Genomic DNA, 16,658 nt, shown 5'->3' with positions numbered 1-16,658 from the left:
AAACGAATTCAACTTAAAGCCTGATGCGATGTTTGACGACTTTTCAAGTGATCTAAGGCAAGAAATAGCACAGTCCGCCGCACGCCTGATGTTTGAGGAAGGCATCAGTGACTATGGCCGCGCCAAGCGTAAGGCGGTCAAGCTCATGGGCATACAACAGGATGCCCCGCTGCCGACCAATGCCGAAATTGACTCAGCGTTGCGCGAGTATCACGCCTTATACGCTGATGAAAATGATGCAGCGCACCTGCTGGAGTTAAGGCAAGCCGCCTTGCACACCATGCAGTTACTCAAAAAGTTTAACCCACACCTGATTGGTTCGGTGATGGAGGGCACGGCTGGCCCTTACGCAGACACCGACATTCATGTATTTGCTGAAAGTGGTAAAGAACTGGAGATTTACCTGCTCAACCAGAACGTGCCTTACCGGCTGGATGAACAGCAATTCCGCATGTCTGACCGCCCTGGCAAGCAAAAGCATGACCTGGTACGCAAACGGGTGCCGGTGTTACTGGTGGAGACGCGTTTTGGTACGCAACGCATCAGTGTGTTTGAAACCGATGATATCCGCACCTCACCGCGTAAAAATGGCGAAAAGGCTGGCATACATCGCATGAACCTGCTGCAACTGACCGAAGCTCTATCCCCAGGTAAAACCGCCAGTGAATAAGCTTTACTGCAAGCTGATCTGGCCGTGCCCAAGCACAGTGCCGGTAGCATAGGCCATATCGACCAAAGAGACTTGATAATCACTGATCGCGCGGATTTCTTTCAGTTGTGCCTCGCCTAAACGCGTCAGCGTTTCCAGCACCTCGGTCATGGTGCGCAAGCCTTCATTAAACTGTTTGAGTTCAGCCTCGTAATTAATCCCGGCGACCAGTACCTGCTGGCGCGCCGCAATAATGCGCTGCCAGTTTTGCTCGACTTTATCCAGCGCGTCATGAATCTCGCGTTTCACGGTTAATGTTTGCAGCGTTTTGGTCGTCAGGCGTTGCATGCGTTGTGCCACGGCCCGGTCCAGCTTGGCTTTGCGGGCCTCGTTACTCACTGGCATTTCAAACTTCAAGCCCACCGACCAGTCACGATAGCGGCCATCAAATAAGTCCTGGCCAATATCACCAAACCGCTCGCCAGAACCTGACAGGGCACCATATTGATAATCCAGGGTAAACAATGGCAAGGTCTGGTTTTGCAGGTAATCAATCTGCACCAGATCAGCACTTAACTTCAACTCTTGGTCTAGCAACTCAATACGGCTATCCAGCGTATCGCGGATCAAGTGCGCGCGGTCAAATTCAAACCTAACCAGGTTAGGTGCTGTCATCGGCACCCAGGGTGACTGTCCTGCCTGATCGTCAGGCAAATCATTAAGCAAAAACTGTAATTGCCGTTGTGCCAGCTTGAGATTGGTTTCAGCCACAATCAGCGCTTCCATACGGTCAGCGACACCAATTTGCGCCCGGTTCACTTCAACCGCCGCGGTCAAGCCTTCTTGCACCCGGCGCTTGACCATGGCCAGGTTCTGGCTGGCATATTCATACTGATTCTTGCGTACATCCAGTGCCGCCCACGCCTCGTAAAGCTCCCAGTAGGCCTTATCTACGGTTGCCACAATGCGTATCGTCTGCAATCGCGTTTTCAGTTGTACGCTGTCACGGTCCAGCTCGGCAACACGGATGCTGGCTTCATTGACCTGCGTGCCAGCATTACGCAACAAAGGCTGGCTAAACGAGAAACGCAAGGCACTGCGGTACTGGTCGCTGGCAAACTTGCCCAGGCTTTGCCGGTTTTCCAACGGTGCACTTAAAGTCACCGTGCCGCCGGTACGCAAAGGTACTTTGACCCCCGCCTCCACATCCCAGAATTCCTTTTTCTGCGCATCCAGGTTGAGCTTGGCCAGCTCGCCATTCAGCAAAGCATTGTCTGACTTGATAATGATTTTATCCCCAGACATGGCGGGCGTGTCTTTTTCGGCATATTTGGCATAGGCAAAAATCACCTGGTCAAACTTGGCCTGCTCTTCTCGTAGCGATTGCCTCGCCAGCTCAGGGTCCATTTTTGCCACTTTGATTTGCAAATTGTTTTGCAGGGCGCGCTGGCGAATATCGGCAATGCTGACTTGAGAGCCTTGCGCCATTGGCACAATACTTTCACTTTCCGGGCTATCAAACGGCTTTAACGCACTTTTTAAATCAACCGTCACCGACGATTTGCGTTGCTGCTGTTGCTTGACCGCATCGTGCAGCGGCACGCCCGGTTGCGGGCTATAGGTTTCCAGTGAACGCCCCTCTGTTTTTTCCAGGCGTTGCCGCGCCCGCGTATCCGTGACGTCATCCGCCCACAGCGTCGCCCATGGCGAGGCAAGGGCTAACAGGGTGACCAGCAAGCGCGTCATGCGGCTTTGCCTCCGGCCTGCTGCAAAGGTACAGGCTCTGGCGGGATGCGTGGCGGGAAGCCATTCAGCAAGCGCCACAACTCGTAGCCTATGGTCACACGCTCAAGCAACACCCAGCCTTTGGCACTGATGCCCTGGCGCAAAAACCTGGCAGACGGCCACTCAGGCGTACCGGCTTTATGCACTACCATGATACGGAAATGGCCAGAGCCATTGTCCGTCGGGTCGACAAAGGAGATTTCGCCTTCAAAAGTGCCGACGCCAACCTGTGCCCAACCCGGCACCTGTATCGCAGGCCAGCCTTCAAACTCCAATCGCACACTGCTGCGGGAAGTGATTAACGGCGCATCGCGGCCATCGACCCATAACTCGACCGCACGCTGAGAGGTATGCGGCACAATCACCAGCAAGGGATCGCCCTGCTTGATGATTTGCGATTGTGAATTCACTGGCAGCCTGAAAATCGTGCCATCCCTGGGGGCAACAATACGCTGCATATTTTGCCGCGCCAGTGAGATCTCGGAGTTGTGCAGGCTATTTTCACTGTCTGCGGTTTCGCCACGGATTTTGTTGATCACCGCAGACGTCGAGTCCAGGTATGCCTGGGTATCAGAACGGGTTTGCTGGATATCCGCCGCGGCAGAGCTGGCCTCCGCTTTAGCCGACTGCCATTGCGCTTGCGCACTGTTGAGACTGCGACTGGCGATAATATGGTCACGCTCGGCGACTTCCAGGTCACGCTTGGATACCAGGCCATCGCCAAACAGGCGTTGCAGGCGCTGCACTTGCTGGCTGGCAGCATCCAGTGTTGCCTGTGCCGAATTCACCGCCTCCTGACTACTGCGGATTTTCTGGTTAGCCACATCCAGTTTGTATTGCGCCGCAGAAATCTTGGCATCGCGCGCAGCGGCCAGGTTCTGTTTTTGTAACTCGTAATTACGCAACTCATCCTGTTTCGCACCCAGCTTGCTTTGCAAATTATCCCGCTGTGCTTCAAGACGCTGCTTAAAATTAGGGTCAGTATCGGCAATCTCCAGTAGCAAATCGCCCTCTTTGACCTGCGAGCCTTCTTGCACATGCCAGCGATTAATCATGCCACTCACCGGCGCATCAATGGTCTGCACACGTTCAGAAGGCGAGTAGGCGGTCACCTTACCCAAGGCTGTTACGTTTTGCTGCCAGGGTAAAAACAGGAACATCGTCGGTAAACCAACCAGCAACCAGGCCAGTCGTTTAATCCAGACGCGCAAACGCTGCGGCGTTTGCACCGTGCCCATCAATGTTTGCTGCAGTTGATTATGCATGCTGGTCTCCCGCCTGGCCGCGCGGGCTATCCAGCGTCATCACCTGCTGGAATTGCTGTGCAATATGGGGGAAACGGGTGGTCACAATCAACATCCAATTTGACTGGTGACGCTTAAGCAAGGTCAGCACCTGATCCAGCTCCTGCTGACCGAGCCCATCCAGCAAGCCATCAATCATCAGCAACTCCGGGCGCCCTATCATCGCCCTGGCCAGCATCAGGCGTTGCAATTGGGTATAGGTCATGGGTGCACCATAATCAGTCAATATCGTATCCATGCCCTTAGGTAACTGACTGATATCCTCCCACAAGCCCAGCATTTGCAATATATCAACCATGGTATCCAGAGGGATCTCCGTGCGGGTCAGGCGCAGATTATCCAGAATCGAGCCGTGCTGCCACTCCACCTTGTTGGCAATACCAATATGGTCACGCAGGTGATCCAGGTTCAATTGGCGCAGGTCTATGCCACTATAACTGACATAGCCTTGCACCGGTTGCCTGAGGCCGGTCAGTAATTCGAGCAGGGTACTTTTACCACTGCCCAATGCGCCCAGAATGGCCAGACTCTGGCCACGCTGCAATTCAAAACTGACCTGACTCATCAAGGTTGGCTGGCCATGATGGCTAAATCCCAAGCCGGCCACTTTCAGCGGGTGATACCCCTCCAGGCTGGATTGATGCTCACCTGCGGCCTCTACTGGCAACGTTTCCAGCACGCCCAATTTATCAACCGCAGCCAGTAAATCGTAGAAATACTCCAGCTTGGTCACAAAACGCACAAAAGCAGACAATACGCCAAAAATAATCAGCTCTGCCGCCACAAACTGGCCCAGGTTAATCTGCCCCTTGATCACCAGCGTCCCGCCGAGAATCAGCATGCCGGTACCTATGACCGCATACATACCCACCGCGCCGATCAACTGCGTCATTAATACGCGGAAATGTTGTACTCTGGCATCCAGATAGTCCTGCGCCAGCACCTCGGTATTGGTTGTGGTGCGTTGCTTGGCACCATAAAATTTGGATAACCATTTATTACGTGCAATGTTTTCCAGCCAGGCGGCCATATCGTACTTGGCCTTGGACTCCTTGAGTGCGGTGGTTTCTGCCTGTTTGCCCAGCAGAAATACGACCGCCCACAATACGATCAGCATCAGGATCACCAGGATGCCGAAATACAAGCTGTAAAACAGCAATACCACGCTGCCGATCAGGCCTTGCAGCAAGGCGGTCAGACCAACAGTCAGCAGCGTCGCCACAGACTTTTGCACGGTCTGGATATCAAAGTAGCGGTTTACCAGCTCGACTGGATTGTGCTGGTCATAAACAGAGACATGAATCTGTTGTGTGTTTTGCGCAATGAGCAAACTATGCCGCACAAATACCCGGCGCTGAATCAGCTCAACCAGGAAACTCTCAATCGCGTAAATGCCCCCCGACAAAGCCAGCAGACAAAACAGGATAAAGCCGACCACATACAATGGCTGCAGCACACCGCCCATGGTGACGATATTGACCATGGTCTGCACCGCCACCGGCGTCGCGATGCCCAACACCCCATAGGCAAGCGTCAGGTAAACCAGCAGCAGAATATCCTGCTTTTCAAAGGTGGCGAGTTTTAATACCCGTTGTACGGGGCTCAACAAGGAGGGAGTCAGATTTGCCATGGTAAGAGTTATTTTAGTTCAGGCCCACTACATGGATAACAATGTATTTTATTAAGTTCAAAAAAAAACGGCTCAATGAGCCGTTTTCTTTTTCACATCATGGATTAGATGCTATAAGCACGCTCACCATGCTCTGTCGTATCCAGACCTTCGCGCTCGTATTCTTCACTTACACGCAAGCCTACAACAGCGTCTACAACTTTGTAAAGAATGACGCTAACGATACCAGTCCAGATCAATGTCACCACCACAGCGATGATTTGAGTCGTCACTTGACCACCCATGGTCACGCCTTCGGCATAACCCACACCACCCAGGCCAGGAGACATCAGTACACCAGTACCCACCGCACCCCAGATACCGGCCAGGCCGTGCACACCGAATACATCCAGTGAGTCATCATAACCCAGCGCACCTTTCAACTTGGTCACGCCCCACAGGCTGACAAAGCTGGCGGTGAAACCGAGGATGATGGAACCCATCGGTCCGATGAAACCACAAGCAGGCGTAATCGCAACCAGGCCAGCAACCGCACCGGATGCAGCACCCAACATGCTAGGCTTGCCTCTGAACAACCACTCGGCAAAAATCCAGCCCAATACCGCAGCAGCCGTTGCCAACTGTGTGTTGACCAATACCATACCGGCAGTCGCATCCGCAGCCAGTTCGCTACCGACGTTGAAACCGAACCAACCCACCCACAGCAATGAAGCACCAATCATGGTCATCACCAGGCTATGCGGAGGCATCGCTTCTTTACCGTAACCGATACGTTTGCCCAACAACAAGGCACCAATCAGCGCAGCCACACCAGCGTTGATATGCACAACCGTACCACCAGCAAAGTCTTTAGCACCCAGCTCAGCCAGGTAGCCACCACCCCACACCATGTGTGCGATTGGGATGTAAGCAAAAGTCACCCACAATGCTGTGAACAACAAGACAGCAGAGAACTTCATACGCTCAGCAAAACCACCTACGATCAGGCCAGGTGTCAGCGCAGCAAAAATCATCTGGAAAGTCAGGAACACATACTCAGGGATCGTGCCAGACAAACTATCTGTCGTAATGCCAGACAGGAATGCCTTGCTCAAGCCACCAACAATGGCATTGCCTTCACTAAACGCCATACTGTAGCCGTAAGCCGCCCACAGCACAGACACCAGAGAGAACACCACGAAGACTTGCATCAACACGGAAAGCATGTTTTTCTGACGCACCAAACCACCGTAGAACAAAGCCAGGCCAGGGATAGTCATCAAAATCACCAACACAGTAGCGACAATCATGAATGCGGTATTACCCACGTCCAAGGTTGGTGCAGCCTCTGCGGCAGCAGGTGCAGCTTCTGCAGCAGCAGGGGCTTCAGCCGCCGGTGCTGCATCAGGAGTAACTGTTTCTTGTACTGTGATGGTTTCTGTCACAGTCTCTTCAGCATAGCTGACTGGGGTTGCCGCCAGGCCAATCAAGGCAACCAGCGATAACATGGAAAGAATTTTCTTCATAGCTGAAGCCCTTTCTTATAGCGCATCCGGACCGGTTTCGCCGGTACGTATACGGTAAACTTGTTCCAGATCGAAGACAAATACTTTGCCATCACCGATTTTGCCAGTTGCAGCCGCTTTCTCGATCGCATCAACGACCTGATCCAGCATGTCGTCCTTAATGGCGACTTCCAGCTTCACTTTAGGCAAGAAATCAACGACATATTCTGCCCCACGATATAACTCGGTATGCCCCTTTTGACGGCCAAACCCTTTGACCTCAGTGACTGTGATGCCTTGTACGCCAATGTTGGACAAAGCCTCACGCACTTCATCAAGCTTAAATGGCTTGATTATTGCGGATACAAATTTCATTTGCTTCTCCCGTTGTTAACTCTGACGGACACAATGCCCGCCAGATCTAAACTTACTTACTTCTGACTAACTTTTAGAATGTACGGCCCAATGTGAACACCAAGCGACCATCATTCAGGTCTTTAGTTTCGGTAGTACCGTTGATGGAACGGCTAAAGCTTGTACCGCCGTAGCCACCGCCCCAGTATTTGTCGTTACTGGCTTCAACCCAGTATAAACCAGCAGACCAGCCCTCAGACTTACCCACTGCAAAACTTTTGCTCAAACCCAGTTTCCAGTCAGTGTAGTCAGGGTTGGTTTCATATGTGCCTGGCGCACCGTTTGCAGTTGGGAAACCACTTGCCTGCAATTTACCAGCAACATTCATATGACCCACGTGAGCGACCAATGTCAGATCCCACCATGGCAATGGATAAGCCGCGTTCAACTCCAAATACATAGAACCTTTGGTGCTACCATCCCAGCCAGTTGCTTTCTCAGCACCAAACCAGTCTGTTAATGTATAAGAAACTTTAGCGCTGATCCAGTCATAAGACAAACCGAAGTTCAACTCGGTCGTATCCCATTTACCACCGGATTTTTTACCTTGGTCAGCAGTCAAGCCATCATACTTTTTCCAGGAACCGCCCGGATACATATATGAATATACACCAACGGTATAGCCTAACTTTTCTACAGCTGGGATCGTACCGTTGTAACCTGCATACACGTCAATTTCAGTTTGTGCATCAGGATAAGTGTTTGGTGTTACACCTGAACCCCAGATACCGGCATAGAAACCGCTGGAGTGAGTAATATCCATACCGCCTTGTACGGTTGGTTTGTGCCATGTTTGTGACAAACCACGGAAGTAGTAGTCAGATACAAAGCTGATGTTTGCTGTCGCATCCCAATTGGACGCTGGCGCAGCTTCTTCAGCTGCATATGAACTTTGTGCAAAAGATAATGCACCCAAAACTGCTGTGAGCAAAATAGATTGACGCATTTATGAGTCCTCTCTCTGTGAAAATCTTTGATCGAATTGTTGTAAACGAGAATGAAACAACATTGACCACAAAGCAAGGCACGTGCCAATCCATATAAACAAATTAAATCATATATTTAAATAATAAATTACATCTAAAATATTAAAATAACATCGCAATAAATTGTTTTTAATTGAAAATGACGTTTATATATTGAGGTAATTATATTTTCAAGCCCGTCATACATGCTAAAATATTGTGCAAAGGAGCCTTCATCATGCTATTCACCAATGAAAAAATCAAAGAATTATCTTTTAAAATCAAACAACTAGTGGATTCAAGCCCCATTTCAGAGCTAGAAACCAATTTGAATGCACTATTTCAGGGCGCGCTCACCAAAATGGAACTTGTTTCGCGGGAAGAATTCGATATTCAATCCGCATTACTGGCACGTACTCAGCAGCAATTAAAAACACTTGAAGAAAAAATCACCCAGCTGGAACAGGCGCACGCAGCCAAAAAGTAAAAATTAATTTACAATTGTTAGCATTCTGATATGAAGGATGCGACATGAGTCTGGCGGTGCTATACAGTCGTGCATTGAGCGGCATGGACGCGCCAGAGGTGGTGGTAGAAGTGCATCTGGCAAATGGCTTGCCTAGTTTTACGATCGTCGGACTCCCTGAAACAGAAGTCAAAGAGAGCAAGGATCGTGTGCGTGCAGCGATACAGACCGCACAATTTGAGTTTCCTGCCCGCCGCATTACGGTCAACCTGGCGCCTGCCGACTTACCCAAGGAAGGCGGTCGCTATGATTTACCCATTGCACTGGGCATACTGGCCGCTTCCGGGCAATTACCGAGGCAACATCTTGCCAACTATGTGATTGCTGGCGAGTTAGCGCTGACAGGTGAACTGCGGCCGATTCGTGGCGCATTAGCCATGACTTATCAACTGCTTCAGGATAAATCCAACGCCAGAGCAGCCATTCTGCCCCAAGAGAGTGCATACGAAGCCAGTTTAGTAGAAGGCTGCACCATTTTTGCAGCGAACAGCTTGCTCGAGGTGTGCGCCCACCTGTCAGGCAAGCAATCTCTACCCCAGCATCCCGCAGTCACTACCGACCCGCAACACGAGCAGCCAGACTACAACGAGGTCAAAGGGCAACTACGTGCCAAGCGCGCACTGGAAATTGCGGCAGCAGGCCAGCATAGTTTGCTCATGAGTGGGCCACCCGGCACAGGCAAGAGCATGCTGGCCCACCGCTTCGCCAGCATCTTGCCCGAGATGACGACGCAGGAAGCGCTGGAAAGCGCGGCCATATTGTCACTGTCCGGACAATTTCCGGTAGCAGACTGGAAAAAACGCCCCTCGCGCGCACCACACCATACCGCCTCCGCCGTCGCATTAGTTGGCGGTGGCAGCGTGCCTCGCCCTGGTGAAATCAGCCTCGCACATCATGGCGTGCTTTTTTTGGACGAGTTGCCGGAGTTTGACCGCAAAGTACTGGAGGTATTGCGCGAGCCGCTGGAAAACGGCCACATTACGATTTCGCGTGCCGCCAGGCAGGCGACTTTTCCGGCACAATTTCAACTGATTGCCGCCATGAACCCCTGCCCCTGCGGCTATTTTGGCCATTACAACCAACGCTGCCGCTGTACGCCAGAGCAAATTTTACGTTACAAAAACAAACTTTCCGGGCCGCTTCTAGACCGCATTGACATGAATATTGATGTGCCCGCGCTGAAACCTGAGGAATTGAGCCAGCATCATCCCGGAGAAAACAGTACCAGCATGCGCTCCCGCGTAATGCTGGCAAGACAGCGGCAAATGCAACGCCAGCAAAAACCCAATGCAACACTGGGACCACTGGAGCTTTCAGCGGTTTGCCAACTCGGCGAACAAGCCAGCCAGCTACTACAAAGCGCCATGCAAAAATTTTCCCTGTCTGCCCGTAGTTATCATCGCATTCTCAAGGTTGGCAGAACTATCGCCGATCTGGCAGGCACAGAACACATCAGCGATGCCCACATTGCAGAAGCGTTACAATATCGGCGTTATGACTATTAAAGGAGTTACGCCATGCATTTATACGACGTCAGTATCACGCCATTGTTGCGCACCTTACAAAACCTGAAACACATCCTGCAACAAGGCGAGCTGTACGCTGAGCAGAAAAAAGTGGCGCCTGAAGTCGTGCTGGATAGCCGCCTAGCTGTCGATATGTACCCACTGATCAAACAAGTACAACTGGTCAGCGATATGAGCAAAGGCGCGGGCGCAAGACTGGCCGGATTAGAGATTCCGCAATATGCCGATGATGAAACCAGCTTCGAGACGCTTTATGTCAGAATTGATAAAACCGTAGATTTTCTGGCGCAAATCAAACCAGAACAGTTGGAAGGCGCGGCCAGTAAAGAAGTCGTGTTGACAATCCGCAAGGTCGACCTGACATTTACCGGGCTCGACTATCTGGAGAAATGGGTGATGCCGAACGTCTACTTTCACACCACCACGGCCTATAACATATTGCGCCACCTTGGCGTGCCGCTTGGTAAAACCGACTACCTCGGCCAAAAACGCTAATCGCTCAAGCAGGTTTGCGCCAATAGCCAACGACGTTTGGCTGCGCTTTTAACATGGCCTGGCGCCGCAGCGTTTCATACGCCTCAGCCTCGGAAACCCCTTGCTCGTGCGCGATACGCTGCGCTTGCTGATTGGCCTCAGTCACCCAGGCTGGATTCTGCGCATACCCGCGATCTTGCATGCAGCGATCCAGTACGCGTGACTGCCGTGCCGCTTTTTCCAGCTTTTGAAACGGCAACACTTCAGGCAGCTCAGCCGCTGCCTTGCTGGCAATCAAATCACACTGATTAATCGCCTGCGCGACATCACTCTGCTGGTGAGCTGGCTCAACCTCGGCCAGCGATTGCCAGTACCAAAACCCGGCATAACCCAGCAAACCAATCACCAGCACAACCAACACTCTTGCAGTTTTCATAGCCAACCCTCGCTCCAATTGCATTTATTGTGCGCCATTTCATGGCAGATAGATAGCAAGGGAATTGTCATCTAAACAATGCATGCACTTCACGAAAGCGTCACACAGGCTGGTTAACATAGTTTTAACCGATGGCGACATGAATGACCGCCATAAATCAGGATGCCCGACTTAAGAATGGAGCAAGCATGACGTTAATACAGTTATACATACCCGCCAATAAAGGAAAAATCATGAGCGAATGGCAAGATGAGCCACTGACCTACACCGCCAGCATGCCTGAGCTGATGACTGCACAGGACATTATGTACTTGGCAGAAGATATTGTGGCTGACAATAATATTCAAGCAATTTACAAACCTGCAGAGCTCTCTCTGGAAGTGGTATAACACCCAGAGTGTTGCCCGGCAACCAGCCGCGGCTAATCCGTACCAAACCCACGTAGCACCTCTGCCACACAGCCTTCCATCCACGCGTCTCGACCACGCCTAGACACTGACTCAGTGTTTGCCTAAAATAAACCTTCGACCATCACCATCACTGGAGGCAACCATGTTTTTAGGCGCGGTAGGCATCTATACCCTGATTGGCGTTGTTGTAGCGATTTGTCTGATTTTGTATGTGTTTGCAAAACGAGTGAAGTAACTCGCTGAGATAAAAAAAGCCCCTTTCGGGGCTTTTTTATTTGCTACTTACTGTATGAGCTCATGCCAGCTTTGCTTGGTGCCATAACTGCCATTGGCTTTTTGCTTGAAGATTTCAGTCGTAGTGCCTGCACCAGACAATCCAAACACTTGATCGTCCATGGATAATTGCTGCGGCGTAGGATCATTGCTTCCAGTGACCACCACATGCGGCACTCCTTTACTGTCATACACAATATTGTAGCCTACAGCTGGCGTGGTCATTTTCTCAGAGACAATGCCACTCGCTAATAATGAGCTGCCTTTTTTATAATCAAAATAGTTAAACCATCCATAGCCAGCGCCACTGCATGCTTGACTACTAGGCACTAAAGTAGGCATTAGCAGCACACCGTTTAATAATAACGGATCAAGATTGACCCGCTCACCTGCCGGAAAGTCAACATACCAGCCATATCCGGTGTCGAAATCTGGCGTTTTGCTAGATGTCACCTTACGGTCAGCACTCAGCGAAACAGGAGTCAATGCGTTGGACTGCGCACGCGAAATAGGTGAAGTTTGACCACTATCTTTAATGACATACGCTGAGTTAACGGGGGTATTGGTTAAATCTGCAGGCTCTAAGAATTTACCAGTGCCTATCATCAACACCACACTCTTGTCGACTTTACCCAGCTCAGGTTGAGTGGTGATTTTTTGCGCCTCTGTACCTATAGACAACGTTGCAATTTTGGTCACGGCACCGGTGTTAATGTTAAAGCGCCAGACATTACCATTCAAATCACCTCCATAGATATTGACAGCAGTATTATTCTCAAACATCTGGTCTGCATATGCTGAAATGCGCGACAAGCCACTAGGCGCAGCTGCATTGCCTTCACTGCTGGTCAGGGTTTTAACTTCTGCGCCTGTGTTAGCATCGCGCACAAACAAATACCCTCGACCATCCCCTTTAGGGCTGTTAGGCTTTAAATTGCCATCGCTAAGCTTACCAGCGGCATCACCATTGTTATACCCCGAGGTAAATGCAACAACCCAGCGACCATCCAGCATTTTAGTGATCACAGGATTACCATAAGTAAAGCCCAGATTGCTATTTGCACCAGAGGGTTGCGCATTAAACTCCCATAGAAACACAGGGGCCTCAGGCACAGTGACATCCAGTGCAAAATAACCACGACCACCGCCATTTAATCCTGACACCAAAATAGTGCGCCATACGGCACTACCTCCACTGCAACCTGATACACACACATCTGCGACTTCAGGATTACCATTTACAAAATTAGTGTGGTAACTAGCGCCATACTCTTTGTCGGCTAAGTTAGCCAAGTTAGCGATGGCCGGTGTCGGAATAAACGCCCACAGTTCATCACCCGTATTAGCATTAAATGCATGCAACATGCCGTCGTTGGCCCCTACATAAACCGCGGGGGTGCGGCTAACGGTAGATGCTTTAAACGCTTTGTAATTACCATCAAGATATCCAACATTAGAGGTCTTGAAATAATTCGGGCGAGACTGCGAGATATCCCCCAGAGTGGCTTGCCTTTCACGGAAGAGACGGTTGGCGGCCACAGTGTTGATGCTGGTGTCCTCATAGGTTTTATTGCCGCGCAGGTAGTCAACCAGTTTAGAGACCTTGTTAGGATCCTTAATCTTCGTATCTGAATCTGGCAGGCCTTTCATCTGACTCAAAGCCAGATATCCTTTAGATAAAGTGTCCCGCTGATCAGCCGACAAACTATCTGCGGTAAACGGCACCAGGCTATTGCCTGAATTAAATAATATCTTACGTGTGCCATTTGCTACCTGTGTCTGCAAGCGGCCTTTACAACTACCCGCGACCTCTACATAACAAGAAGATGTCTCGCTTGTGCCAAGCACAGCCCCTAAAATACCGCCAGCTTTATCGCAACTGGATTGATCTGAATTACTGGATTTACAGTAAATAGAAGTACTGCCGTTACCAGTAATACGCGCTTCTTCTGTGGTGGCTGGGCATGCAGTAGCAGTGACATTCTCAACACACCAGACCGCATTTGTAGAAGTTTCTAGAGACTTCACATCAACGGTGCGCGCCTCAAGATTACCTATCCATTTGACGGTTTGATAGCTCGCCACATATTGAAAGTTATCGCCTGTGGTAGGGGCCAGGCTACTGGCGGCAGCGGCGGCACTCGCCCCTTGTATGGCTTTAATTTCAGACAAGCCTTTAGCCAGTGATTCGCGTAGTAATTTAGGGTTTTTAGCACTGTAGTAAGTGCCCCCTGCATTGACTGCGGCATGCCACAAGTCATCAATACGGGTACCATCGGCTCTAGGCAAGGGGTTAGGCCAGTTTTTATTCCCTAATTTCAAGTCGTTGTAATCGCCCACTGATTGGTTTTTATAATTATCTGTATAGACCAAGGTACCATCAATACCTAGCCCCAATGTGAGTGTAACCATATTTTGTTTAGGGTAATCATTTGTAGTGCCGCATACAGAACTGCCTAAAGCCCCATTACAATTTGAGAGTGAAACATCTCTGATATCAGTGTCATAAAAATACTTGGCAGTGTCCGCGAGCGTGTTGGCTGCACTACTACTATCAAATTGAGGGCTAGGCGTGGAACCACCATCTAAATTACCTATATCTGCCAAGCCCAAGATTTTTTTTGGAGTGGGTTTACCACTCCAGCTATCCTCATTCCAATAACCATCCGTTGTTAACAACGTAAAGTTTGATTGGCATGCATACTGCATGGGGTCAACAGAATTCAGTTTTTTTTCGCCAGCAAAATAGCGTCCTGCCTGCGACAAGGCAATCCTAATCGGCGTATAACCGCACACATCAGAGGCTGCATATAATCTGTTATACCAAGTCGACTTTTGTGTACTATCAAATGGTGCAACGGGCAAAAAAGTACTGGAATTGCCTGGATCGCAGATTCTCATAAAACCAATACGATAGCGCGAGTCCATGTTACTAAATGCCAAGCTGGCAGCTGTTTTCATTGCCTGCAATCTGGTTTTATAATACGTATACCAGTTTGCATAATTAGCCATTTCCTCCTGATAGGTACAAGTAGCCCCCTTACAATCAGTCCGATCTGGACTCTTCTCTACCGAACCTGGTGCCGTGTATTTATCTAAGGTATCAGCAATTTTGACGTACACCAGGCTGCCTGGTACATCTGCGCTTGATTGATCCCAGGTACCCACGATGGATGCGTTTCCCCTGAATGTAATCTGTACAGGTGTATTGGGATTGATCGGTGCGCCAACAATGGTCGTAAATTTAATGACCCCTGACGAATTACTGCTGACAGCCGTCTGGGCAGCCTGACAATTACCATACACTCTGATGGTGGATGTCGCAGTCACGGCAGACGAACTGGCAGAGTCACACAACCCTCTCGTACTATTTGAAGCTGATTGCACGATTGCATTTGCGAGGTTGTTGTTACTGCTTGCCGAAACGGTACCGGACAATAGCTCAATATTATTAATCTTGATACTATCGACATAGACCTGCCCACTGACACCTGTAATTCTCAGCGTGTAGGCTGCACGTGGCTGTCTTAAGTATTTGTAGGTGCTCTGATCATTAATACCTTGGCATGTCAACGAGCCAGTTGGAGTGGCAGCTCTAGCCTCAGCAGAGGAGTTGCACCAGCGAACGTCTGCTGGAAACATATTCGCCGCGGTTTGCTGGCTGTTTTTTTGGCAACTGGTCAAGGCTGCAGTCGTGCAATACTCTCCGGCCACAAACCCAAAATAGTCTGCGCTACCTGTTAAATTCACCGTGCCGCCTTTGGCTGCTCCAGTATCCGTCACATCTACTTTTACAGCGGTAAAAGTAGTTTGACTACCCATAGAGACATTATTTGCAGTGACTGCTGGCAGATAAGTCACATTAGGATTGTAGTATTGGGTGTTATACGATGCGTTCTCAAATAACGGGTTGTAACTGGTAGAAGCCCAGTCAGGGGTGTACGTATTACCCATACTCCCCGAATCATCCAAAATAAACATCAGGTTGGGCTTCACATCTGAACTACCAGAGGTTTGCAGCGGTGTACTTGCTAGGTCAAGAAATTCAGCCTGCGCGAGCAGAGGCAACAAAGTACCCAGCCAGATGAGTGTAGGAATCGTAAAATGTTTAGTCATCATTCCACCTGTTTAGTTGGAAATAAAGGATTGCATGTAAGTCACAGTATTTTTAGGTCCTGTGATGCGCAAGGTCACGCGATAAAGCGGGGAGTCCGAGCTGGTAATGCACTGCTTGAAAAGCTCGCGATTGTTAGCATTGTGAGAGCATTTCTGGCCGTTACTTGGTGAACTCGCCATCATGCAGCGTGAGGCATCACTTAACGCGTTTCCGTTATTTAACTCTGCTTGCGTGTAGTTACACATGCGCTCTACCACATAGCGGATTTGGTTGCCCTGCCGATCCACTCCATTGCGGATTTCGTCATTGCCATCTGTTTGCGTAGGGACGATCGCACTATTGCTGTTATCCCAGGTCACCGTGGTCAACCTGGCACCATCGCAGGCTTGCGCATCAGGCTGGGTATCAAACTGGCTGCAGTTAGCGTAATACCCCTGAGCTGGGTGATTGGCGGTACTGGCGGTGAGTGACACATTTGTAGCAATGGTCTCGGTGATACCTTCAAGGGCAACGTTGGTCGTTGTGTTCGCTGATTGCCTAAAGACCAGGTTGCCAGACAGCAGTGCGTTTGTATCCACACTACGGATGAGCCCAACAGCTGCAATAGACATCACCGCCAGCGCCAGCAATGCAAAAAACAAAACAATTCCGGATTGGTGGTAATG

General features: G+C 50.2%; 14 protein-coding genes. 5 read left to right on the top strand and 9 right to left on the bottom strand.

The window, feature by feature from the left end:
• Positions 1–28: 28 nt before the first annotated feature.
• Complete coding sequence (locus tag INP79_RS01265; RefSeq protein ID WP_194752621.1) at positions 29–670, top strand: hypothetical protein; 642 nt, start codon at positions 29–31, stop codon at positions 668–670.
• Between the two features lie 3 nt (positions 671–673).
• Here INP79_RS01265 and INP79_RS01260 read toward each other — a convergent pair whose 3' ends face one another.
• The 6 genes from INP79_RS01260 to INP79_RS01235 all read right to left on the bottom strand — a co-directional run bounded on the left by INP79_RS01260 (position 674) and on the right by INP79_RS01235 (position 8,212).
• Entirely contained in the window at positions 674–2,395 is a 1,722-nt protein-coding gene (locus INP79_RS01260) for a TolC family protein (protein WP_194752620.1), read from the bottom strand.
• On the bottom strand, positions 2,392–3,699 hold the full coding sequence (locus tag INP79_RS01255; protein ID WP_194752619.1) for an HlyD family secretion protein: 1,308 nt from the start codon (positions 3,697–3,699) through the stop codon (positions 2,392–2,394). Before INP79_RS01255 ends, INP79_RS01260 begins: the two co-directional genes overlap by 4 nt.
• On the bottom strand, positions 3,692–5,368 hold the full coding sequence (locus tag INP79_RS01250) for a peptidase domain-containing ABC transporter (protein WP_228519666.1): 1,677 nt from the start codon (positions 5,366–5,368) through the stop codon (positions 3,692–3,694). Before INP79_RS01250 ends, INP79_RS01255 begins: the two co-directional genes overlap by 8 nt.
• Before the next feature lie 104 nt (positions 5,369–5,472).
• Positions 5,473–6,873, bottom strand: coding sequence for an ammonium transporter (locus tag INP79_RS01245; RefSeq protein ID WP_194752618.1), 1,401 nt, complete (start codon positions 6,871–6,873; stop codon positions 5,473–5,475).
• A 15-nt stretch (positions 6,874–6,888) separates the two neighbouring features.
• Positions 6,889–7,227 carry a P-II family nitrogen regulator gene (gene glnK, locus INP79_RS01240; RefSeq protein WP_018986930.1) on the bottom strand — a complete coding sequence of 113 codons (339 nt, stop codon included), beginning with the start codon at positions 7,225–7,227 and terminating at the stop codon, positions 6,889–6,891.
• 73 nt (positions 7,228–7,300) lie between these two features.
• Entirely contained in the window at positions 7,301–8,212 is a 912-nt protein-coding gene (locus INP79_RS01235; protein WP_194752617.1) for a TorF family putative porin, read from the bottom strand.
• A 257-nt stretch (positions 8,213–8,469) separates the two neighbouring features.
• Here INP79_RS01235 and INP79_RS01230 point away from each other — a divergent pair, with 257 nt between their 5' ends.
• Genes INP79_RS01230 through INP79_RS01220 form a run of 3 tightly spaced genes read left to right on the top strand, consistent with a single transcriptional unit; the run spans position 8,470 to position 10,778 of the window.
• On the top strand, positions 8,470–8,718 hold the full coding sequence (locus INP79_RS01230; RefSeq protein WP_194752616.1) for an accessory factor UbiK family protein: 249 nt from the start codon (positions 8,470–8,472) through the stop codon (positions 8,716–8,718).
• Between the two features lie 44 nt (positions 8,719–8,762).
• The gene (locus tag INP79_RS01225) at positions 8,763–10,262 is read left to right on the top strand and encodes a YifB family Mg chelatase-like AAA ATPase (protein WP_194752615.1); all 1,500 of its coding nucleotides are present in this window, start codon (positions 8,763–8,765) and stop codon (positions 10,260–10,262) included.
• Between the two features lie 12 nt (positions 10,263–10,274).
• The gene (locus tag INP79_RS01220; protein WP_194752614.1) at positions 10,275–10,778 is read left to right on the top strand and encodes a DUF1993 family protein; all 504 of its coding nucleotides are present in this window, start codon (positions 10,275–10,277) and stop codon (positions 10,776–10,778) included.
• Positions 10,779–10,782: 4 nt separating this feature from the next.
• On the opposite strand, the gene INP79_RS01215 is transcribed toward INP79_RS01220, so the two are convergent.
• Positions 10,783–11,193: a hypothetical protein gene (locus INP79_RS01215; RefSeq protein WP_194752613.1), complete on the bottom strand. Its 411-nt coding sequence runs from the start codon at positions 11,191–11,193 to the stop codon at positions 10,783–10,785.
• 233 nt (positions 11,194–11,426) lie between these two features.
• Between INP79_RS01215 and INP79_RS01210 the strand changes: the two genes are divergently transcribed.
• Complete coding sequence (locus INP79_RS01210) at positions 11,427–11,582, top strand: hypothetical protein (protein ID WP_019880917.1); 156 nt, start codon at positions 11,427–11,429, stop codon at positions 11,580–11,582.
• Positions 11,583–11,885: 303 nt separating this feature from the next.
• Here the strand turns inward: INP79_RS01210 and INP79_RS01205 are convergent, their stop codons facing one another.
• Together INP79_RS01205 and INP79_RS01200 are read right to left on the bottom strand one after the other, a co-directional pair.
• Positions 11,886–15,995, bottom strand: a complete 4,110-nt coding sequence (locus INP79_RS01205) for a pilus assembly protein (protein ID WP_194752612.1) — start codon at positions 15,993–15,995, stop codon at positions 11,886–11,888.
• 9 nt (positions 15,996–16,004) lie between these two features.
• Positions 16,005–16,634, bottom strand: a complete 630-nt coding sequence (locus INP79_RS01200) for a hypothetical protein (protein WP_228519665.1) — start codon at positions 16,632–16,634, stop codon at positions 16,005–16,007.
• Positions 16,635–16,658 lie beyond the last annotated feature (24 nt).

Origin of the sequence: Methylophilus sp. QUAN, from assembly GCF_015354445.1 — a bacterium.
Lineage (GTDB): Bacteria > Pseudomonadota > Gammaproteobacteria > Burkholderiales > Methylophilaceae > Methylophilus.
The sequence above is the reverse complement of the archived record's forward strand: the minus strand, read 5'-3'. Positions and strand labels throughout refer to the sequence as shown.